This is a genomic window from Clostridium sp. UBA2485 (assembly GCF_002341865.1).
Lineage (GTDB): Bacteria > Bacillota > Clostridia > Clostridiales > Clostridiaceae > Clostridium_J.
This window is the reverse complement of sequence record NZ_DDOV01000056.1, coordinates 15,102-39,030: the sequence shown is the minus strand read 5'-3', so window position 1 is coordinate 39,030 and position 23,929 is coordinate 15,102. Positions and strand designations below refer to the sequence as shown.

General features: G+C 29.5%; 20 protein-coding genes. 4 read left to right on the top strand and 16 right to left on the bottom strand.

Annotation, left to right across the window (positions count from 1 at the left end; translation table 11 throughout):
- Positions 1-207: 207 nt before the first annotated feature.
- Positions 208-1,629, top strand: coding sequence for a Sapep family Mn(2+)-dependent dipeptidase (locus tag B3603_RS11945; protein WP_291565073.1), 1,422 nt, complete (start codon positions 208-210; stop codon positions 1,627-1,629).
- A gap of 101 nt (positions 1,630-1,730) precedes the next feature.
- Here B3603_RS11945 and B3603_RS11940 read toward each other — a convergent pair whose 3' ends face one another.
- The 12 genes from B3603_RS11940 to yaaA form a co-directional block, all read right to left on the bottom strand.
- Positions 1,731-3,005: a serine dehydratase subunit alpha family protein gene (locus B3603_RS11940; RefSeq protein ID WP_291565070.1), complete on the bottom strand. Its 1,275-nt coding sequence runs from the start codon at positions 3,003-3,005 to the stop codon at positions 1,731-1,733.
- 354 nt (positions 3,006-3,359) lie between these two features.
- Positions 3,360-4,082: a gamma-glutamyl-gamma-aminobutyrate hydrolase family protein gene (locus B3603_RS11935; protein ID WP_291565067.1), complete on the bottom strand. Its 723-nt coding sequence runs from the start codon at positions 4,080-4,082 to the stop codon at positions 3,360-3,362.
- A gap of 191 nt (positions 4,083-4,273) precedes the next feature.
- On the bottom strand, positions 4,274-5,224 hold the full coding sequence (locus tag B3603_RS11930; protein ID WP_291565064.1) for an ABC transporter ATP-binding protein: 951 nt from the start codon (positions 5,222-5,224) through the stop codon (positions 4,274-4,276).
- A gap of 17 nt (positions 5,225-5,241) precedes the next feature.
- Complete coding sequence (locus B3603_RS11925; protein WP_291565061.1) at positions 5,242-6,213, bottom strand: ABC transporter ATP-binding protein; 972 nt, start codon at positions 6,211-6,213, stop codon at positions 5,242-5,244.
- Between the two features lie 24 nt (positions 6,214-6,237).
- Complete coding sequence (locus B3603_RS11920; RefSeq protein WP_291565059.1) at positions 6,238-7,107, bottom strand: ABC transporter permease; 870 nt, start codon at positions 7,105-7,107, stop codon at positions 6,238-6,240.
- Positions 7,108-7,118: 11 nt separating this feature from the next.
- On the bottom strand, positions 7,119-8,048 hold the full coding sequence (nikB, locus tag B3603_RS11915; RefSeq protein WP_291565056.1) for a nickel ABC transporter permease: 930 nt from the start codon (positions 8,046-8,048) through the stop codon (positions 7,119-7,121).
- Positions 8,049-8,299: 251 nt separating this feature from the next.
- A complete protein-coding gene (locus tag B3603_RS11910; protein ID WP_291565053.1) occupies positions 8,300-9,838 on the bottom strand; it encodes an ABC transporter substrate-binding protein in 1,539 nt (512 codons plus the stop codon).
- 448 nt (positions 9,839-10,286) lie between these two features.
- Positions 10,287-11,630 carry a Na+/H+ antiporter NhaC family protein gene (locus B3603_RS11905; protein WP_291565049.1) on the bottom strand — a complete coding sequence of 448 codons (1,344 nt, stop codon included), beginning with the start codon at positions 11,628-11,630 and terminating at the stop codon, positions 10,287-10,289.
- Between the two features lie 15 nt (positions 11,631-11,645).
- On the bottom strand, positions 11,646-12,218 hold the full coding sequence (locus tag B3603_RS11900) for a 5-formyltetrahydrofolate cyclo-ligase (protein WP_291565047.1): 573 nt from the start codon (positions 12,216-12,218) through the stop codon (positions 11,646-11,648).
- Between the two features lie 171 nt (positions 12,219-12,389).
- Positions 12,390-12,596: a cold-shock protein gene (locus B3603_RS11895; protein ID WP_291565044.1), complete on the bottom strand. Its 207-nt coding sequence runs from the start codon at positions 12,594-12,596 to the stop codon at positions 12,390-12,392.
- Between the two features lie 112 nt (positions 12,597-12,708).
- Entirely contained in the window at positions 12,709-13,578 is an 870-nt protein-coding gene (locus B3603_RS11890) for a radical SAM protein (protein WP_291565041.1), read from the bottom strand.
- Positions 13,579-13,709: 131 nt separating this feature from the next.
- Positions 13,710-14,471 (bottom strand): peroxide stress protein YaaA, encoded by a 762-nt coding sequence (gene yaaA / locus B3603_RS11885; RefSeq protein WP_291565038.1) that lies wholly within the window; start codon positions 14,469-14,471, stop codon positions 13,710-13,712.
- 205 nt (positions 14,472-14,676) lie between these two features.
- Here yaaA and adhE point away from each other — a divergent pair, with 205 nt between their 5' ends.
- Complete coding sequence (gene adhE, locus B3603_RS11880) at positions 14,677-17,286, top strand: bifunctional acetaldehyde-CoA/alcohol dehydrogenase (RefSeq protein WP_291565035.1); 2,610 nt, start codon at positions 14,677-14,679, stop codon at positions 17,284-17,286.
- 100 nt (positions 17,287-17,386) lie between these two features.
- On the opposite strand, the gene cutA is transcribed toward adhE, so the two are convergent.
- The 3 genes from cutA to B3603_RS11865 form a co-directional block, all read right to left on the bottom strand.
- Positions 17,387-17,737: a divalent cation tolerance protein CutA gene (gene cutA / locus B3603_RS11875; RefSeq protein WP_291565032.1), complete on the bottom strand. Its 351-nt coding sequence runs from the start codon at positions 17,735-17,737 to the stop codon at positions 17,387-17,389.
- A 341-nt stretch (positions 17,738-18,078) separates the two neighbouring features.
- A complete protein-coding gene (locus B3603_RS11870) occupies positions 18,079-19,077 on the bottom strand; it encodes a C39 family peptidase (RefSeq protein WP_291565029.1) in 999 nt (332 codons plus the stop codon).
- A 277-nt stretch (positions 19,078-19,354) separates the two neighbouring features.
- Complete coding sequence (locus B3603_RS11865) at positions 19,355-19,624, bottom strand: TIGR04076 family protein (RefSeq protein WP_291565026.1); 270 nt, start codon at positions 19,622-19,624, stop codon at positions 19,355-19,357.
- Between the two features lie 716 nt (positions 19,625-20,340).
- On the opposite strand from B3603_RS11865, the gene proS reads away from it, so the two are divergent.
- On the top strand, positions 20,341-21,777 hold the full coding sequence (gene proS / locus B3603_RS11860; protein ID WP_291565025.1) for a proline--tRNA ligase: 1,437 nt from the start codon (positions 20,341-20,343) through the stop codon (positions 21,775-21,777).
- Positions 21,778-22,046: 269 nt separating this feature from the next.
- Complete coding sequence (mscL, locus tag B3603_RS11855; RefSeq protein ID WP_291565023.1) at positions 22,047-22,445, top strand: large-conductance mechanosensitive channel protein MscL; 399 nt, start codon at positions 22,047-22,049, stop codon at positions 22,443-22,445.
- Between the two features lie 45 nt (positions 22,446-22,490).
- On the opposite strand, the gene aspS is transcribed toward mscL, so the two are convergent.
- Positions 22,491-23,777, bottom strand: coding sequence for an aspartate--tRNA(Asn) ligase (gene aspS / locus B3603_RS11850; RefSeq protein WP_291565020.1), 1,287 nt, complete (start codon positions 23,775-23,777; stop codon positions 22,491-22,493).
- Positions 23,778-23,929 lie beyond the last annotated feature (152 nt).

The following is a 23,929-nucleotide window of genomic DNA, read 5'->3' as shown; positions in this document are numbered from 1 at the left end:
TATAGATAATAATAAAATTATTGTAAACGATTTAATTAATTATTTTTATATAGACTTTATTTTTACATTTTCCAAATTTTAAAACTATACTAAATATTTATTATTATTATGCTTTTAAATTGATGTTGCAAATGTTACAATTGTGTTAATTAAGATATCTTTGCGATTTTTTGTATAAAATCTTTAAAACTAGGAGGGTTAACAACTATGGAAATAAATAAAATTCATAACTTTTTAGAAGAAAATAGAGAAAATATCATAAATCATACTAAGGACTTAGTTGAAATTCCAAGTGTATCTCAAAATATAGATAAAGTAAAAGAAGCTTTAAGACTTGCTATAGATAAAGCTTCTAATATGGGCTTTAAAGCTTACACTGTATTAAATGATTCCATAGGAATTATTGAAATGGGAGAGGGAAAGGAAACAATTGGGATATTAGCTCATATAGATGTAGTTCCTGCTGATGATTTAGAAGACTGGAAAACCAAACCTTTTGAAATGGTTGAAAAAGATGGAGTTCTATTTGGTCGTGGAGTATTAGATGACAAAGGACCTATAATTTCTGCATTATATGCTATGGATGCTATTCGTAAATTAAATATGCCTATTAAGAAAAAAGTTCAACTTATAATAGGTACTCAAGAAGAAGTAGAATGGACAGATATGAATGAATATGTAAAGAAATACCCTCTACCCGATTATGGTTTTACTCCTGATGGACAATTTCCTATATGTAACAAAGAAAAAGGATATGCAGATATATCATTTAAATTTGAAGGAAAATGTGAAGATAGTATAGATAATTTTAAAATTTTAGACCTACAAAGCGGTAATGCTACAAATTCAGTGCCTGTAGTAGCTAAAGCAACTTTAAAAGGAAACTTGGAAGAACTACAAGCTATAGTTGAAGCCTACATAAAAGAAAATAAAGATGAAAAAATATCATTAAAGTTAGATGGTGAAAACATCATAGTAACAGCACAAGGAATTGCTTGTCACTCAGCATATCCTCAGCAAGGTGTTAACCCTATAATAATGATAGGGAAATTTTTAAATACTTTAAATTTAACAAATAATGCAGGAGCTAAATTAGTTAAATTTATAGCAGAGTTTTGCTATGACTATTTTGGAGAGGGCTTAGGTCTATATAGTGAAAGTGAATATTTAGATGGAGAGTATATGCATAGAAATATTCTCTCCCCAACAGTTGTTAAAGGCGGAAATGACATCTATGATATAAACCTAAATATGAGACCAGTATATGGTACTACAGTAGAAGGCTTAAAGGAAACTTTAAATAAAGTATGCGAAAGTGCTAACTGTACTTTTGAAATTGAAGATTTCTTAGCTCCAATATTTGTAAGTAAAGAAAAACCTTTCTTGAAAATAATGGAAGACACTTATAATGAATTAAGTGGATTAAAAAATGAATTTACATTAGGTCATGGAACCTCTTATGCAAAGGCAATGCCAAACACAGTGGCATGGGGACCTGTATTTTATGACGAAGACGAATGCTGCCATATTGCTAATGAATATATGTCCGTTGAAAAATTGCTAAAAGCAACAGAAATCTATGCTGTAGCACTAGCAAGAATGGTATCAACTGAAGATTCACTGATATAAGACATATTTAAAAAATATATTAATATCTTTAGTTTATTATTTTCTTTTAGATTGCTAAAATTAAAAGCCGTAATCTTCTATTACGGCTTTTAATTTTATATCTATTTACAAATCATTATATCTAAAATTACATTATCACAATCACACATACCTTTATTTGCTATACTTGCAAGATTTCTAATTGATTTATCTGCTTCTTTGCTTACTATTCCATCTTTTTCAGATATTTCAACTCCTCTTGTTGAAAGTATAGCAGATTTAACCGCTGCCCCAACTGCTGTTGATAACTTTAATGCACATCCTGGCTTAGCTCCATCGCAAATCATTCCTGAAACATCACCAATCATATTTTTAATAGTATAACTCACATTGTCTAATTTCCCACCCATCATGTAAGTCATTGCTGAACTTGCCCCTATTGCTGCTCCAACACCACATCCACAAAGTGCTGAAAGTCTCCCTAAATGACTCTTAATATAATAAGTAATTAAATGACTCATTGCTAATGCTCTTACCAATATATCTTCACTACATTTTAATTTTTCATTTATAGCTACTATAGGTAGTATTGCAGTTAGTCCTTGATTTCCACTACCTGCACTACTCATAACTGGTAATATACATCCTGACATTCTTGCATCAGCTCCACAAGCTGTTACCGCCATTGTATAGGACATAATATCGTCTCCAATTAGTCCTTCTTTAATACTTTTCATTAAAGTCTTTCCAACATTCATGCCATAGTCATTTTTTAGTCCTTCTTCTGCAACTTTCCTATTCATCTCAGCACCATCAAGTAAAAATTTAATATCATCAGCATTAACATTTGTTATATAATTATAAATTTTTTCTACCGAAAGTTCCACATTAGAAGTATTAGCTGAAGTAGTCTGCTCACTTTCATCTACTGTAAACACCACTTTTCCATTTACCTCAATTAATATAATATTTGTATGCTTATCTTTTATCACTACTTTAGCCTGTTCTTCTCCTTTTATACATATAGCCTCTATGTATAGCTTTTCATGCCTATCAGATAAATGTACACTTACATTTTGATCATTAACCATTTTCTTAGCATCTTCTACATCTTTTATAGTAGCATCTCTTAAAACTTCAAGATTTAAATCTGCATTTCCTGCTATAGCCCCTAATGCTGCTGCTATATGTATTCCACTACTTCCCGTTCCCGGTATACCTACTGACATGGCATTCTTAACTATATTTGTACTTAAATATAGTTCTATACGTTCTGGTGCTCCATTTAGATAACTTGTGCCCTTAGCCGTAGCCATTGCTATAGCTATGGGCTCAGTACAGCCTAAAGCCGGTATAACTTCTGTCTTTAATAGCTCAGTAATTAAATCATAATTCATTTAATCTCCCCCTACACCTGTGTAGATATATTAATTTTAAGATATAAATTGTAATAATTTTATTAATATAATTTTTCAAAAGCTTACAAATTAAAACCTTTATAATAATTGTCTATAAATTAATTTAAACAAAAAAATACTTTTAGTACAAGTATATTCAACTAATTCTCATCAAAAAATGTAATAATTTTTCGTTTTTTCTTACTATTTTGAATTTTTTCTCAACGACTCTAGTTTTTTAATAGCTAATTAATTATAGTTATGTACATTAATAAAAAAGCTATTATCANNTGATAATAGCTTTTTTATTAATATTGGTTGCTCTTAACTTTACCTATAATACAACACTTGAAATTAAATACAATTGTTAATTAGTTCTTTGAAAAGATTTAACATAATCTCACTCTTTGATAACATCATTTCTGGATGCCATTGAACTCCAATAACAAATTTTTTATCTTTTAATTCTATTGCTTCTACAATTCCATCCTTTGATAAAGCTGTCACTTCTAACCCTTCACCTATATTTTTTAAACATTGATGATGAAAACTATTTACCATAATATTTTCTCCAAATAAATTAAACAATTTACTATTTTCCTTTACTTTTATATTATGGCACTGCTCATACCTTCTTGATTTTTGGATATGCATCAATGTTCCCTTTGGATGTTCGCTTAAATCTTGATATAGATCTCCATTTAAAAATACATTTAAAAGTTGGCATCCCTTACAAATACCTAATATAGGTTTATCTTCTTCTAAAAATATTTTTAATAGCTTAAATTGATATTCATCAATATCCTCTCTCATAAATCCTATTTCTTTATGTGGTTCATCTTTATAAAATTTAGGGTGAATATCATATCCTCCACCAAGTATTATTCCATCACAATTTAATAATTGAAGTTTTATTGTTTCTTCTTCTTCCGCAATAGGCAATATTATAGGTATTCCTCCTGCCCTCTCTACTGCTTTTATATAATCCAAACTAATAGAGAACTTTTCTATTTCTCCTATATTATCATCATAACTAGTAATAATATTTCCAACTATACCTATCAAGGGTTTTTTCATCTTTATCCCCCTATACAGAATTAATTAATTTATATTTTATACATCTTTAAAAATAACTAGTCAATGTGCTAAAACCTGTTTTCTGTAATGTTTCATCAATAAAATATTCTATTATACTACTATAAGCAAAACTTGCTAATCTGCATAACAGAAAATATTCATCTCACTTCTAACTAGTTATTTTAGAGGATTTAATCTACAAAATGACAAGCTACATAGCTTCCATTGCTGCATTTTTTAAATTCTGGTGTAGCTTTATTACATAGATCTTTTTTATAAATACATCTTCCATAAAATCTACAACCATCACTGGGATCTATAGGACTAGGCACATCACCTTCTAATAAAATTCTTTCTCTTTGTATGTCTACTTTAGGAATAGGTATTGCAGATAATAATGCCTGAGTATATGGATGCTTAGGACTTTCAAATAATGTCTTATAATCTGAAAGCTCAACTATTTTTCCTAAATACATTACGGCAATTCTATCACTAACATGTTTAACTACACTTAAATTATGTGATATAAATAAATAGGTTAAGTTAAATTCCTTTTGAAGAGTATTCATTAAATTTAAAATTTGAGCTTGAATACAAACATCTAGTGCTGAAACAGGCTCATCCATAACTATAAACTCAGGATTTAAAGCTAAAGCTCTAGCAATCCCTATTCTCTGTCTTCTCCCACCATCCAGTTCATGAGGATAAGAATTTTCTAATCTTTTTTCTAGTCCCACAACTTCCATAACTTCTTTTACTCGTTTCCCTATTTCACCTTTAGTTTTATAAGCCTTATTTACATATAGTGGCTCTGAAATAAGCTTGAATACAGACATTCTAGGGTTTAAAGATGAATATGGATCTTGAAAAACTATTTGAAGCTTTCTTCGCATATCTTTCATCTTTTTTGAATTATAACTTACTATATTCTCTCCTCTATATATAACCTCTCCTGCTGTAGGTTCATGTAATCTTAATATTGCTCTTCCAGTAGTGGACTTACCACATCCAGATTCTCCAACTAATCCTAAAGTTTCACCTTTATTTATATAAAAATTAATATCATCAATTGCATGTAGTTTACCTTTTTTAGTATCAAAATACTTCTTTAAATTTTTAACCTCTAGTAATATCTCTCCCATATACAAGCCCCCTTATATTATTTCTCATATAAGAAACATCTTACAAAATGTCCTGAATCAACTTGATATTTTAGAGGAACTTCCCTAGAACATTTTTTCATAGCCTTCCTACATCTTGGATGAAAAGAACATCCAGATGGTAAATTAGTAGGATCTGGAGTTAATCCATCTATTGTTTCTAATTCTTCTTGATCCGCATTTAAATCCGGAATAGAACTAAATAACCCTTTTGTATATGGGTGTAATGGGTCTAAATATAAACTTCTTTTATCAGAATATTCAACTACGTTTCCTGCATACATGATAGCTACCTTATCACATATTTCAGCAACAATTCCTAAATCATGAGTAATCATAATCATTGAAGTTTTATATTTTTCTTTTAAATCTTTCATAAGCTCTAAAACCTGTGCTTGAATTGTCACATCTAAAGCTGTTGTTGGTTCATCAGCAATTAAAAGACTAGGATTACAAGCCAATGCTATAGCTATAACTACTCTTTGCTTCATACCACCACTAAATTGATGAGGGTAATCATTAATCCTTTCTTTTCTAATTCCTACTATGTCAAGCATTTTTTCTGCCTTTTTTAAGGCCTCTTTTTTATTTATATTCTCATGAAGTTCTATCATTTCAGCTATTTGTTCACCTATAGTTATAACAGGATTTAAAGAAGTCATAGGATCTTGAAATATCATGGCAATTTTACTACCTCTTATATTTCTCATATCCTTTTCTGATTTTTTTAATAAATTCTCTCCTTCAAAATAAATTTCTCCGCTCATTATTTTTCCTGGTGGACTACTAATCAATCTCATAATTGCTAATGCAGTGGTAGTTTTACCTGCACCAGTTTCCCCTACAAACCCTAATGTTTCTCCATAATCTAACTGTAAATCTAAATTTTTTACTGCATTAACTGCTCCATTTTCAGTATTATATTCTACACTTAGATCTTTTATATCTAATAAAATCTCATCTTTTTTCATACCATATTTCTCCTTAATCCTAATTTAATTTTTTAATTTAGGATCTAATGCATCACGCAGACCATCACCTAATACATTCAGTGCAAATATAATTAAAACAATTGCCAATCCTGGGAAAATAGTCATATAGGAATAATCTCTTATATAACTTCTTCCTCCTGATAACATTGCTCCCCATTCCGGAGTTGGAGGTTGTATTCCAAGTCCAATAAAACTAAGTCCCGCTACAGTTAAAATTGCTATGGCCACTCCTAAAGTAGCTTGAACAATTATTGGTGCCAAACAATTAGGTAATATATGTGTAGCAATTATTCTAAAGTCACTAGCTCCCATTGCCTTAGCTGCCTCAATAAATTCATGATCTTTAACAGATAGAACTGAAGCTCTTACTATTCTTGCATATTGTGGAACAGATGAAATACCTACCGCAATCATTAGTTTTATAAGTCCTGGTCCTAGTGCTGCTACTATAGAAATAGATAATAATATTCCTGGGATTGCAAGCAATATATCCATAAAACGCATTATGACATTATCTATTTTCCCTCCATAATATCCAGATATAGCTCCTAGAAATCCGCCTATTACTATAGCTATACTGACAGCTATAAATCCAACTTTCAAAGATACCCTAGAACCATATATAATACGACTAAATATATCTCTACCAAATTCATCAGTACCAAACCAGTGTTCAAGACTTGGTCCTTTAAGCGCTAATTTTAAATTTTGTTTCGCATAATCATAGGATGCAATAAAATCAGCAAATATAGCTACTAAAACTAATATTATAATTATGACTAAACCTACTAAAGCCAATTTATTTTTCTTTAATCTTCCCCAAATTTCAGCTATATTACTTTTCTTCTTCTTAGGTATGTTAACTTCTGCCATAATTCCTCCCCCTAACTATATTGTGATTTTATTCTCGGATCTGCATATGCATATAACAAATCAACACATAAATTTACAATACTAAAAGTTATAGCAATAAATAAAACTCCTCCTTGAACAACCGGAAAATCTCTCATCTTTATTGACTCAACCATTAATCTTCCAACGCCAGGTATAGAGAAAATTGATTCTGTTAACAACGCTCCACCTAATAATCCACCAAATTGTAATCCTATTACAGTTATAATTGGAATAAGTGCGTTTTTTAAAGCATGTCTTAAAATAACCTTTCCTTCCTTTTGACCTTTAGCTCTTGCTGTTCTTATATAATCCTGCCTTATTACTTCAAGCATACTAGATCTTGTCATACGAGTAATTACTGCTACTGATTGAGCACCTAAAGCTAAAGATGGAAGTATCATATGTTTAAAGCTACTAAATCCCGAAGCTGGAAGCCATCCTAGCTTTACAGAAAATAATAGTATTAATAAAAGTCCCAACCAAAACACAGGCATAGATATTCCAATAAGTGCTCCTATCATTGCAATAGTATCAAAAAGAGAATATTGTTTTATACAAGATAATATTCCAATAGGTATACCTACAACTACACCTACAACTATTGATAGTGACGCTAATTTAAAAGTAGCTGGAAATACAGCCTTTATTTCTTGTAATACTGGTCTTTTAGTTACGTAAGATCTTCCTATATCTTGATGAAAAATTAAATTTTTCATATACCTTCCATACTGCACTAAAAATGGATCATCTAATTTCATTTCTTCTCTTAACTGTAAAACTGCCTCTTCTGTGGCCATTTCCCCTAAAATAATTTTTGCTGGATCACCAGGAGTTATATACATTAACGTAAAGACTATAAAGGTTACTCCTAATATAACAGGGATAAGTAAAGCAATTCTTCTAACTATATATTTTAGCAATTAAATTCTCCTCCCTTATTATTTATAGAATTAATAAATAATGAAGAATTATGGAGAAAGTCAGTTATCAACCTCTTAATCTAAACAAGAACTCTCCACAATTCTTCATTTAAATTCTTAATTCTAAGTTTTTTAAACATAGTCTATTTATAAATTTTGCTGGCTGTTAAATGCCAGACTTAATCTTATTAATAAAATTATCAAAGATATAATTGAATATTTTTTATACTCCTAACTATTTCTAATTTATTTTACTCAAATTTCACATTATATAGAACGTGATATCCTACTGGACTTGTTTTAAATCCAGTAACCTGTTTTGTTGTTCCAACAACTTGTTCTCCATTTTCCATAAATACCGCTGGTGCTTTTTCAACTAAAATTTTTTGGACTTCTTTATATGCCGCCTCTCTTTCTGGAGAATCTAACATTGTTGCACCTTTACTTAATAATTCATCAACTTTACTATCTTCAAAGAAGGATCTATTTCCACCAGCACCTTTTGCAGATGAATGATATAGCGCATAAAGAGCTGTATGAGGGTCTGTAGTTTCTGCTGTCCATCCTAAGAAATACATATCATGCTGAGCATTATCTAAACCACTTAAGTAAGCTCCCCATTCAAAAACTTTAACATCAATTTCAATTCCAACTTGCTTTAACTGTTCCTGAATTATTGTAGCCATATCCACTCTTTCTTTTTTCTCATTTGTCCAGATTTCTGCTTTAAACCCATCAGGATATCCAGCTTCTGCTAATAATTTTTTAGCTTTTTCAACATTATATTCTAAAGGCTGAAGACCATCATTATAATATTTTATAGTTGGAGACATAGGCCCTTTAGCAACTTTACCTATTCCTCTGTATGCACTCTCAACAACTGATTCTACATCTATTGCATGAGTTATAGCTTGACGTACTTTTTCGTTGTTAAATGGTGCTTTTTGCGTGTTAATTCCTAAATATTGAACTGAATAATCAAATCCCCTTACAAGCTTTAGATTTTCATTCTCTTCAATTCTTTTTAAGTCATTTGCTGAAATTTCATAAGCTATGTCTACTCCTCCACTCTCAAGCTCTATAGTCCTATTTGTTGGTTCAGGTATAACTTTTATAGTGATATTTTTTAATGCTGGCTTTTCACCGTAAAAATCATCAAATCTTTCAAGCACTACGTTATCACCTTTAGCCCAACTTACAAATTTGAATGGTCCTGTACCAATTGGACTCATTCCATAGTTTTCTCCTGCTTCTGTATATGCTTTCTCACTTAATATAGCTGCTCCTGAGTGCACCAAGCCTGCTAAAAAAGCTGATGAAGGATTTTTAATTTTAAAACTTATGGTGTAATCATCATCAATTACAAAACTATCTATATCAATATCGCCCATAATATGAGCTATAGGAGCTGATTGGGCTGCTTTTGTAAAACTGAATTTTACATCAGAAGCCTTCATTTCTTCACCATTATGAAATTTTACACCTTTTTTAAGTTTGAATTTAAAAATAGTCTCATCTACCTGTTCAAAAGACTCTGCTAATAGTGGTTCTAGCTTTCCGTCGTCACCTTCTTTTATAAGAGTTTGGTAAATTTGCATCATAACATTAGCAGATGCTACGTCATTTACTGCATAGGGGTCTAATGATTTGGCATCATAGGCTGTTGCTACAACTAAAGAGTCTTTCTTTGATGAACCAGAATTATTGTTATTACATCCTGTAAATACTCCTATCATAGCAATTGTTAAAATTGTAGCTATTAAAGATTTAAATCTTTTACTTTTTATCAATACCAATACCTCCTCTTTTATTCATAAATGAGTACGTTTATAAACTATATATACTTAAAGTTTTATAAATTTATAACTTCATAAAATTCTTTTAATAATTTTACTTTAAAATTTATGAGTTTTTATAAGAAAAAAACTTGAATTTATATAAAAAACCACTTACTATTTAAAATATAATTTAATAGAAGTGGTTTATTTCAAAAATATATGCAATTATAACTAACCTTGAAAAATTATGTAGATCTAAAAATTTATTATTAATTTTACTTAGAACAAATGAAAAATTACTAAGTATTCTTTAAATATTTCCTGTAACTTCTATACATAGTGAATTCTCTAAGAAAGGTTTTAGTATTTTATTTCCTATTAGCTATATTTCTTTCCTAAGAAAATAAGTGATGTAAATTGTTCTGTTAATAAAATAATTTTAATAAACTTAGTTTAAAGCTTATACATTTAACTCATTAGTGCTTTTTAATTCTAGTTTATGTTTAAAATACAATGTGACTAAATTACCTAAAGGTATTAAATACAAATAAATTGCGAATATCAAAGATTTAGAACTCAATTCTAAATTTTTAAGTGGTACCATTGCCGCTATATTCCATGGAATCAATGGTGCTATTACTATAGCAGTATTTTCTAAATCTGCTGCAAGAGAATAATTATCTATACTTCTATCTCTATAACAATTTTTCATAAGTAAATGAGTCATCATTACCGCTAAAACCTGTGTACATCCAAAAGCTGAAGCACATACGCTAGAAACAATAGTATATAAAAATATCTTAGGACGACTATCGGCTTTTTTCATAAGCTTTTCAATATAATCAAACATTTTAGCCCCTTCAAATAGCCCTGCTAATCCTGATGATATCATAACCATGGCACTTGATTTCACCATAGAAATAAGTCCTCCCCCCTTTATAATTCCAGCAAGAGGATTATCCTGTGGAAGACTAAATCCTATAACTAAATATTTAATAATTTCTTTTACAGAAATACTTTGATAAATCACCGCTATAAATGATGCTATCAACATACTTATGAACATTGAAGTTTTAACTTTAACTTTCAACACACACAGTACAAGTATTGCTACTGCTGGTAGTAGTACTATTAGATTCACATTAAAATACTTCGTTATATTATTTAGTACATTTGATTCAGTATAATTCAATGGATAGCTAAGGAATAATACTAAATAAAAAATTATTGATAATACTAAAGGTAGTATAGACGTCTTTAGCATGTTTTTTATATTTGTATATAAATCTGTATCAGTTATAGATGCCACAAGGTTTGCACTTGAAGACATAGGAGAGCATCTATCTCCAAAATAAACTCCCGCTATTATGGCACCACCTACCATAAGTTCATTTCCTCCACCAGCTCGTGCCATAAGCATCATAGATATACCTATAGTACCTACCGTACCAAAAGAAGTTCCTATAAGTATTGATACTACTGCACTTAGTATAAAAGCTGATAAAATAAATAGATTAGGATCAATTAAATTAATTCCATAGTAAACAATAGCAGGTACTGTTCCTGCTGCCATCCAAGCAGATATCAATGCCCCTATTAGAATAAATACCTCTAGCACTATAAGTGATTTTTTACTAGAATTAAAAATCATTTTTAAAGTTTCTTTTAAAGTGAAGCCTCTTCTTAAGGTAATAAAAATAAAAATTAATAAGACTAATATTAATGAATAAATTATATCTATGCCAGTTATAACTGCAAATAAAAATAAAATTGCAGAAACAACTATTCCTATTAAAACGTCCATGTAATTCTCCTTTTGTTAAAATTTAATTACCCTTTTCTCTGTAATTATACCGTCAATCTTAATATCATAATCTTCCATAGGTACACTGTCTATAATTTGTAATTCATAAGCAATAGCTATCTTTGGAACGGAATCTTTTACATCACTTAAGAATTTATCATAAAAGCCTCCACCATATCCAATCCTTCCACCTTTTTCATCAAAAACAGCTCCAGGCATTAATATAAAATCTATATTATCTTTATTTATTTTTTCGCAACTTTCAATAGGCTCCATTACCCCAAAATATCCGCTTTCTAAATCAGAAAGTGAGTGAATTTTAAAAACTTCCATCCCCTCTTCTTTTTTTCTTATTTTAGGTACTCCAATAGTTTTACCTTGTGAAAGAGCATACTCAATAAACTTATGTGTGTTCACTTCACTTTTAAAGCTTACAAAAGCAAAAATACTCTTCGCTTTTTTATATTCATCACTATTTACAAGTCTATTAAATATTTTTTCATCTATAAGTTTTTTCTCTTCTTCACTTATTAAATCTCTCTTTTGTAAAATTTCTTTTCTTATTTCTTTTTTACTTTTTATATCCATATAAACCCCTACTTTCATATCATAATAAAGCTTCTAAAATTATTCTATCATTTTCACTAGCAATTTAAATATAAAAAAGTTAACTAAAATAAGAGCTAATAATTAAAACTATTAGCCCTATCTTTATTTGTCTTATAATCAATCTATAAATATCTTCGTTAATTTATTTTTTTATTCCATTTTTTGAACGTTTATAGCTTGTAGACCTTTTTCTTTTTCTATAGTATCAAACATCACTGATTCACCTTCATGCAGGTCTTTATCATGGCTTTTCTCTTTTACTTGAGAGTGATGTACAAAAACATCTTTTCCTTCACTACCTGATATAAACCCATATCCTTTTTTATTGTCAAACCACTTTACTACACCTGTTTCCATTATTAATCCTCCATTTCAAAATATAATATGCATTTAGCTTTTACAGTTTTATACTTTTAATACTTTAAAATAGGAGAATAATTTATAAAATTTCTTTGACAATTAATATTTTCTATAATCCTCTTAAAAATTCACTTTTATAACTATTACTATCATTTAATGCATTATTTATAGTATTTAATATTTTCTCTTTATCTAAAGGTAATGTTCCCTTCAAACTTACATAATTAGAAGCATGATTACTTCTAAATACAGTATTTTCTACATTTACATTTTCAATAAAAATTTTCATTTCTTCCATAACTTCCTGTGGATTTAATAACTTAAACTCTCCACTTTGTACTTTATCATATAGCTTTGTATCTGATTCTATCATCAGTGTTAAAAACCCTAAATAGTCAGGATTTATTTGACTTATAACCAGTGCGGATTCTAACCCATGTTCCTCTATATTTTCTCTTCCACCTAATCCAGATATTAGTGTTACTGAAAGTTTAATTCCACACTCCTTAACTTTTTTCCCCGCTACTATGATTTCTTGTGATGTTACACCTTTATCTACTTCCTTTAATATTTTGTCACTGCCGCTTTCAATACCTAAATAAACTATTCCTATTCCTAAATCTCTTAATTCCTTTAAATCTTCTATAGATTTAATAAGTATGGATTTCGGCGAGCCATAAACCCCAACTCTTTCGCACTCCGGAAAGATTTCTCTTATAGCTTTCAATATAACCCTAAGTTTTTCCATAGGAATAATAAGTACGTCTCCATCTGCAAGAAAGATTTTTTCTACTTTCTTATATAAATTTCTTGCCATATGTAAATCTTCAATTACTTCCTCTACTGGTCTTATTCTAAAATTCTTTTCTTTATACATACTACAAAAATTACATTTATTATGAGAACATCCTATAGTAGCTTGAATTATCAAGCTATATGCCTCACTTGGTGGTCTATAAACAGTACCTTCATATCTCATATAAAATTCGCTCCTTATTTCTTTCTTAATCAAAATACATAATTTATGGCTTTAAATAATAAAGCTTAACATTGTATTATTTTTATGCTCAACGTGACTTTAGATCTTTTATTGTTAACTCTATATAATTTCTATCTTGTAAATACCCATGTATCTTTATTACTTAATTTACTATTAAAACTATATCCATCTGTATCAAATTTTTTTATTTCTTCAACTTTATTGATATGATTTTTGATAATATAAGAGACCATAAGTCCCCTGGCAGCTTTGGCTTTCATTCCTATTACCTTATATTCACCATTTTTATTTTCTTTAAAAACTATATTTAAAATTTTGTATTCTTCACTCAATTTTTTCAAATCAATACTCTTTGAATATTCTTCTGAAGCAAGATTAATAATAGTTTTTTCACTATGATCTTTAATTTCTTCCGCCAATACAGATGTTATTTTTTCACCCCAAAATTTATACAAATTCTCTCCATAAGAATTTTTTAACTTTGTGCTCATTTCTAGTCTATATTCTTTTATTAAATCTAAAGGCCTAAGTATTCCGTAAAGACCAGATATAATTCTTAAATGATTCTGCGCAAACTCTATTTCTTCTTCTGAGAAATCTACAGGATTCATAGATTTATAAACTTGTCCATTGTAAGCGAATATTGCTTGTTTAACCTCATTACTCTCTTTGAACTTATTAAATCTGTCTATATTTAAGTGAGCAATATTTTTGCTCACTTTCATTAACTTCATAATCTCATAAGAATTCATTGTTTTTAGCTCATCTATAAGCTCATTGCATTGAATTAAGAACCTAGGCTCTGTAGATTTCTCCAACGTTAAAGTTGAATTAAAATTTAATGACTTTGCCGGAGATATTATTGTTATCATTTTCATCACCTCAATAATAATTATACTAAAAATTATATAAATCTCTAACATTTTTTAATCTCTATTGTATTTACTTAAATTTACTTTTCATACATTTGTCGAAAATATATTGATATTATTTTAACAAAATATATTGCTTTTTTCTTCCCATATGTTACAATATAATTAGTTAAAAAAATAACAATCTATTTTGGGGGTAGTTTACATGAGTCAAGCGGAAAACTTAAATGTTACTGAAGAAAAGAATTTAGAAGTTAAAACTCCTAATACACAAGAATCTATAGACTTATTAGTAAATAGGGCTAGAAAAGCTTATAATGAATTTTTAAATCTCAACCAAGAACAAATAGATAATATAGTAAAAAAAATGACCTTAGCCGCTCTTGCAGATCATAGAAAATTAGCTAAAATGGCTGTTGATGAAACTGGAATGGGCATATATGAAGATAAAATAACTAAAAACATTTTTGCATCTGAATATGTATATCATAGCATAAAAAAGATGAAAACTGTCGGAATTATAAAGGATAATGATGAAGAAGATTGTATGGATGTTGCTGAACCTATAGGTGTTATAGCAGGTGTTACCCCTACTACAAACCCTACATCAACAACAATTTTCAAATCTCTTATTTCTATAAAAACTAGAAATCCTATAATTTTTAGTTTCCATCCTAGAGCTCAACAATGTAGTGTTGAAGCAGCAAGGATAGTTAGAGATGCAGCAATAGAAGCTGGTGCACCTGAAAACTGTATTCAATGGATTGAAACACCATCAATTGAAGCTTCTCAGCTATTAATGAATCATTCTGGCGTTGATATGATTTTAGCAACAGGCGGACCTGGAATGGTTAAATCAGCTTATTCTACTGGTAAACCTGCTTTAGGCGTTGGGGCTGGAAACGTTCCATGTTATATTGAAAAAACAGCAAATTTAAAAAGAGCAGTTAACGACTTAGTTATGAGTAAGTCGTTTGATAATGGTACAATTTGCGCTTCTGAGCAAGCAGTTATAATTGATAGAGATATTTCCGAAGAAGTTATTCAACTTTTAAAAGAATACAATTGTCATATACTTAACAAAGATGAAATGGATAAATTGGAAAAACTAGCAATTAACCCAAAATCTTGTTCTATGAATGCCGAGATAGTTGGGCAAGCAGCAACAAAGATTGCTAAAATGATATCAATTGATATTCCACAAGATACCAAAATATTAATAACTCCACTGGAAGGAATAGGACCAAAATACCCACTTTCAAGAGAAAAATTAAGCCCAATACTATCAATGTATATTGTAGATAGTACTGAGGAAGGAATTAAAAAATGTGAAGAAATGATAGAGTTTGGTGGACTAGGTCACTCTGCTGTAATTCATACATCAAATGAAAAAGTTATAGAGGAATTCTCAAAAAGAGTCAAGGTTGGAAGAATCATTGTAAACTCTCCATCTTCCCAGGGAGCTATAGGTGATATTTATAATACAAATATGCCTTCATTAACTTTAGGCTGTGGTACTATGGGTAGAAATTCAACTACTCAAAATGTTAGTGCACAAAACCTTATAAATATTAAAAAGGTAGCAAAAAGGAGAGTTAATATGCTGTGGTTTAGAGTGCCTGAAAGAATTTATTTTGAACCAGGCTCATTACAATACTTGGAGAAATTAGAAGGAAAGAAAGCATTTATCGTTGCAGATAAATTTATGGATAAATTAGGATATGTTTCAAAAGTAATGTATCACCTAAAGAAAGCTAATATGGACATTAATGTATTCTTAGATGTTGAACCAGATCCGTCTACAGAAACAGTGATGAAAGGTACAGATCAAATGAGAAGCTTTGAACCTGATGTTATCATAGCCCTTGGAGGAGGTTCTGCAATGGATGCCGCTAAGGGAATGTGGTTATTCTATGAAAATCCAAACATCGAATTTGATGGATTAAAGCTTAGATTTATGGATATAAGAAAGAGGGCTTTTAAGTTTCCTAAATTAGGTAGAAAAGCTAAAATGGTAGCTATTCCAACCACATCTGGAACTGGTTCTGAAGTTACTGCTTTTGCAGTTATTACAGATAAAACAAATGGAGTTAAGTATCCATTAGCGGATTACGAGCTAACTCCTGACATCGCTATAATTGATCCAGAACTAGTTATGACCGTTCCACCTTCAGTTACTGCTGACACTGGAATGGATGTATTAACTCATGCTATAGAAGCATATGTTTCCGTTATGGCTTCAGATTATACAGATGGATTAGCACTTAAAGCTATAGAGTTGGTATTTGAATATCTACCACTGGCTTATAAAGATGGTTCTAATGCACTAGCTAGAGAAAAGATGCACAATGCTTCTTGCATAGCAGGGATGGCATTTACTAATGCCTTCTTAGGTGTTAACCATAGTATAGCTCATAAATTAGGTTCTGAGTTCCATATACCACATGGAAGAGCTAACGCTATAATGCTTCCTCATGTTATTAAATACAATGGAAGTAATCCAAGTAAGTTAGTATCTTTCCCTAAATATGAATACTATATGGCACCAGAAAAATATAGACAAATCGCTAAACACTTAGGTCTTCCATGTTCTACTAAAGAGGAAGGTATTGAAAGCTTAGTCAATGCTATAAAAGATTTAATGAATGAGCTTAATGTATCTTCTACACTATCAGAATGTGGTGTTACAAAAGACCATTTAGATTCAGTTATCTATAACCTTGCTGATGAAGCCTTTGAAGATCAATGTACAACTGCAAATCCAAGACTTCCATTAGTTAAGGAGATTATAGAATTAATTCAAAACGCATACTAAATAAATTCCCCATGAAAATATTTATTCAAGTATGAATGCTACTCTGTTAGACCTTAAAGAAAAAAGCATGATGAAAAATCATGCTTTTTTCAATTGGTAATTAATCCAAAGTTTCATATATAAGCATTCCATTTATTATAGGAAGTACATTTATCACAGGTACTTCATAAGGATGTACTTTTTTTATTACTTCTACAACTTCTTTTATTAATTCCCTTTTGCAGCAAAATTCAACCTTTGCTTCTTCTGCCTCACAAATTTCTCCTACCTCACCATTAAAAGGATTAGCACCTTCTAGTGGTCTCCATGATCCTACAACCATAGAATAACTCATACAATTATCATAATTTCCTCCTATAGTTAATGCCCCTATTTCATTTAATTTATATCTTAATTTATTTATATATTCCTTAGGTATAAACACTTCAACCTTTACTAAAGAAAATTCCATAGTTTTCTCCTTCTACCTCTAACTATTAAATTTATAATTATTTTTTTACTTTTCCCATATAATTACCTTTTTATTATGTTTTAGCCTCACTAATAATAAATTTATCAAAATTAACATCCTTAATTTTTTATTTAAAATTGAATAATTTCTAATTTTATTTGTATCAAAAGAAAAACCTTGAAATTTTTATATGAACTAATCTCTAGTTTCAGACCTGTTAAAAAGACGCGCCTGAAAAGTAATTACAATTCAATAAATCTCAAGATTTTCATTTTATTAAGGCATCTGCAAGAAAATAATAAACTAATATGCTGGTCTATTATTTTTTGAAGATGCCTTAATTAGTTTGTATAACTAAGGGCCTTACTTCCCATACTAATCCAAACCTTTTTAAAGGTTTCTTTATCAATTTTAGAGTTTTTACTTTCTTTTAATGGATCATTATAATAAACATAATCCTTATCATATCCAGTTAAAAGAACTGCATGCTGATTAAAATGAACTTCTATAACTTTGTCTCCTTTTTTCCAAGAAGCATCCTTTGAAGGCATAGAGAAGTCATTAGTAATCCACGCTATAACAGGCCTTTTCATACTTAGGTATACTTCCAACTCACTATAATCGCTTTTAGTTAAGTCCACTGCTTTAGGCATTATATATTGTTGCATAAGTGGCATTAAAGGTTTAGGATTAACGGAATATCCTGGCGAATATTTTCCAGTAATATCTCCTACAAATCCTTCATCTGGATCTCCCCATTTGACTATTTTCCCATAGCCATCATACTCTATACTGGTAGTATCCTTTTTGACTTTATTAGCTAAGGTCATCTTATCTATTTTGACTCCCTTATATTGCAAAAGCATAGTTAAAGACGTAACTTCACATCCATTTTTAAGCTCTGGCAACTGATTTATAGGCTCTATATCAAGTATTATTTTTTCAGGTAATTTTTTTTCATTTCCTTTAAGCTCTTTTTCTTGCTTTGCCTTTATAGCTGCCAATTCTTTTTCTCTTTCTGCTTTCATTTTAGCCTCTTTTTCAGCCTTTATTTTAGCTTCTTTTTCAGCCTTTTCCTTAGCTTTTTCTTGTTCCTTCTTTTTTTTCTCTTCCTCTTTCCTCTTTTTTTCCTCTTCCTTCTGCTTTTGTTCTTCTATTTCTTCTTTTTCTATTTTAGTTAAAAATCCTTCGCTAATTTGTCCTGAAGACTTTATACTGTGTATTTGGTCTTTAATTGCACTTTCTTCAGCACTAACATTTATATAATTGTAGGAAGCTACAGATAATAAGCACAATGAGAGGATAAAAGTTATTATGGGAAACTTTCTCTTTTTCTTCATATAATTCTACCTTTCTCATGTTTTAGGCATCTGAAAGAAAATAATGACCAAAGATGTTAGTATATTTTTTATCAGACAAGGTGTTAGGTTCTGCTCATAGTGACGCTATGGGCGGGTTCTGACAACGCAGTATGATGGAAAATAGGCTACTATAATGGTCTATTATCTTTTTGAAGACGCCTTAAGGAAATAAAAAATACTTCTCTATTGAATATAACGTAATATTACTACATTTCTTTATATTGCACACTGATTATATAAAGATAGTATTAATAAATTAATTATCTATTTTTTCAATTTTAAATACATTAATTACATCTACATCAGGACAACAAATTAATACTTCACCATTATCTTTACTTCCTGGAATAGTTCCACCATATCTTAATATGTCTACATAAGGAAAAGCTACATGCATAGCCATAGGACAAAGTTTACCTCTATCACTATCAAAATCAAAACTATCTCCTATTTTATGTCCATGATGACATCCACATTTCCCCTTTTTATCTACTAAAGTAATTCTAATTTTTGGTCTTTTACTCATATAAAATCCCCCCTCTTCCCTTATCTATTTTAATTATAACAGATAATATAGATATACTACTTTTAAAATTAATGTATAGCTGAATATAGCTACAACCTTGAGTATTTCAATTCACAATTCACAATGCAAAATTCACAATTATAGTGGAAATTAATTTTTACAAATTAATTTCTTTAAAAGGTTTTTCAATAAAAGTGACTGTGTCACTTTTAAAAGGGATAAGTTCAAAACTTCTCTTATAAAAGAGAAGTATCCGTAATTGTCCATTGTCAATCGTCAATTCTCAATTGTATAAGTATTGACAACTATACTATGTTATTTTAACATAGCATCATAGATATTTTACGAATATTTGAAATAATAAAATATTCTATACTGCTAAAGATATAAATGTACTGATTTCAAATTTAATTTATATGTTCATATAATTGTGGTATTGAATTATTGGCATTCACATTAGTATAAAATTATTGACGATGAACAATTTGGGATATTTCTCAGTAATAGCTAAGAATTTTAGAATTAATTTATTTTTTAAAATATAAAATCACTTAATAATAAAAATCAATTATTCTACATATACATTGGTTTCAAAAATAGTTTAGGTATATGGATAATTGTATTATTAGTAATAATACAAGCTGAATGTCAATTTTAACAAAATTTCAAACTAAAGTCTATGTACGAAAATAATTAGTAAAGGATGGTTATAAATTATGTCTAAAAATAAAAAATTCGTTGAAGCCATAACCTCAATGAATGAAGACTTTGCAAAATGGTATACAGATATAGTTAAAAAAGCAGAACTTGTTGACTATTCTAGTGTTAAAGGATGTATGATAATTCGTCCATATGGATATGCCATATGGGAAAATATGCAAAAAATTTTAGATGAAAAACTTAAAGCTACAGGACATGAAAATGTATATATGCCTATGTTTATACCTGAAAGCTTGCTTCAAAAAGAGAAGGATCATGTTGAGGGATTTGCACCTGAAGTTGCCTGGGTAACTCACGGTGGATCAGAGGAGTTAACTGAAAGACTTTGTGTTCGTCCTACTTCAGAGACTCTATTTTGTGAACACTATGCTAAAATAGTTCAATCGTACAATGATTTACCTAAACTTTATAATCAATGGTGTTCTGTTGTGAGATGGGAAAAAACAACACGCCCTTTTTTAAGAACTACAGAATTTTTATGGCAAGAAGGTCATACAATACATGTTACTTATGAAGAAGCTGAAGAAGAAACAATAAATATACTGAATCTTTATGCAGATTTTTGCGAGCAAGTACTTGCTATACCTGTTATAAAAGGAAAGAAAACTGATAAGGAAAAATTTGCAGGTGCAAAATCTACCTATACAATAGAAAGTTTAATGCATGATGGTAAAGCACTTCAAAGTGGTACATCTCATAATTTCGGGGATAATTTTGCTAAAGCTTTTGATATTAAATATAGTGATAAAAATGGAAATCTACAATATGTACACGAAACCTCTTGGGGAACTACTACTAGGTTAATAGGTGCATTAATTATGGTTCATGGAGACGATAGCGGTTTAGTGTTGCCACCTAAAGTAGCTCCAAAGCAAATAGTTATAGTTCCTATTGCTCAACATAAAGAAGGAGTTTTAGATAAAGCTAAAGAACTTGAAAAAAGAATCTCTAATAGCTTTAGAGTTAAACTTGACGCTAGTGATAAAATGCCTGGATGGAAATTTAATGAATATGAAATGAAAGGTGTGCCTATAAGGCTTGAAATAGGTCCTAAAGATATTGAAAATAATCAAGTTGTTCTAGTTAGAAGAGATACAAGAGAAAAACTTGTAGTTTCTATTGATGAACTTGAAAAGGAACTTTCTAAACTCCTTGATACAATTCAGCTAGACTTACTTGAAAAAGCAAAGAATCATAGAGAATCAAAAACCTTCACTGCATTAACTTTAGAAGAATTCAAAGATATTGCTGAAAATAAACCTGGGTTTATAAAAGCAATGTGGTGTGGAGATAAAACTTGTGAAGATAAATTAAAAGAAGAGGCAGGAGTAACTGCTAGATGTATACCATTTAAACAAGAATCTATTTCTAATACTTGTATATGCTGTGGAAAAGAAGCAGTTTCTCTAGTATATTGGGGAAAAGCTTATTAGAAGAGCTAACTTAAAAAACCGTAACTAAGTTGCGGTTTTTTTGATTAGTTTTTAATCTTTAACAACATTTATCAAAAATAAGATAAATATTTTATCTAAGATAAGGAGTAATATCACCTTGGCAATACTACTATTATATGATTTTATCTTTAAAGCATAATATAAAATACAATATCATACTGATTAACTATATTTCAAAATCCCTTATATATTTTTTTATAAAATTTGTCTATAATAATAATAGTTATATTTATTAAAGGAGGTATTCTATGATTAAAGAATTTAAAGAGTTTGCACTTAAGGGCAATGTTATGGATTTAGCAATAGGAGTTATTATCGGTGGTGCCTTTGGTAAAATTGTTACTTCCTTAGTAAATGATATAATAATGCCTATAATAGGGGTATTACTTGGCGGAGTTAACTTCACATCTTTAAAATATACAATTAGACCTGAAAATGATGGTTTAGCAGCACTTACACTAAACTATGGAATGTTTATTCAAACTGTTATAGATTTTTTAATAATTTCTCTTTCAATTTTTCTATTTATAAAATTTATATCTAAATTTAAACGTAAAGAAGAAGTAGAGGAAAAACTAGCGGTAACTGAAATAAGCAAAGAAGAAGCATTACTTACTGAAATTCGTGACATATTAAAAGAGAAATAAAAAGCGTGACATAAATCACGCTTTTTTTTATTTATAGTTAACAAATTAAGGTGTTATTCTAGTTCTATCTCTTGGAAATAAAGAAGCTTCCCTTACATTTTTAAGTCCTATAAGTTGAGCTGTTAATCTTTCAAGACCTATAGCTAAACCACCATGAGGAGGCATACCAAATTTAAATAATTCCATATAATTATGAAAATTTTCTAGATTTAATCCTTTTGATATCATATTTTCTATAAGCATTTCGTAATTATGAATTCTTTGACCTCCTGTAGTTATTTCAAGTCCTCTAAACAGCAAATCAAAACTATGAGTCAAATTATCCCCTTTAGGCATAGTATACATAGGTCTTTTTTCTTTAGGATAATCTGTTAAAAATATAAATTCAGAATTTAACTTTTCTCTAGCATATTGTGAAATGAGTTTTTCTCCTTCCGAGTCTAAATCTCCTTCTAAGTCAGTCTTATTATACTCCTTTTTTAATATCTCCATTGCTTCACTAAGTGTTAAAGAAGGTATTTCTTCTCCTATGAAAGGTACTTCTATATTTAATATTTTTAAATATTCTTCTCCTTCTATTTTTAACTTATTTAGCATATATCTCAAAAGGTCTGTTTCTAATTTCATAATCTCTTTTTCATCTTCAATAAATCCCATTTCAAGGTCCATACTCACATATTCATTTAAATGTCTATTAGTATTATGCTCTTCCGCTCTATAAACACTGCCTACTTCAAAAACTCTCTCATAACCTGCCCCAACCATCATTTGTTTGTAAAACTGAGGACTTTGAGCTAAATATGCTTTTTTTTCAAAATATTTAATCTCAAAAATTGCAGTTCCTCCTTCTGCACCTTCTGCTACAATTTTAGGAGTAAAAGCCTCAATAAATCCTTCTTTTATAAGATACTCTCTGAAGCCTTGAGCCAATAATGCCTGTATTTTAAAAATTGTATTTAACGCTACATTCCTTAAACTTAAGGCTCTATTATTTAATATGGTATCTAAATTTCCATTAATTCTATCTAAATTTACTTCTATAGGTAAATCTTCCTTTACCTCTGATATAATTTGAACATTATTCACTTGTATCTCTATAGGTGAAATCTTATTGTTGCTTTTTACCACTAATCCCTCTATAGAAACTACTGCTTCTAACTTAATGTTTTTTAAAAGTTCATCATTATCTATAATTACCTGAACCATACCAGACCTATCTCTTATTACTAGAAATGCAATCTTGCTGAGTTTCCTTACTCTATGAACCCAGCCCTTTATAGATACAATTTGATTTTCATAATTTAATAATTCATTTATCATAATTCTTTTCATATAAATCTCTCCTTTAAAATAAACCTTGATTTTAAACTTTAAATCATTTACACATTAAAGCCAATTTCTTTACTAAGTTAAAGAAATTTAATTTACCTTGAGAAATCAATAATTTATCATAAATGTCCATAATTATTGATACTTATAGAGTC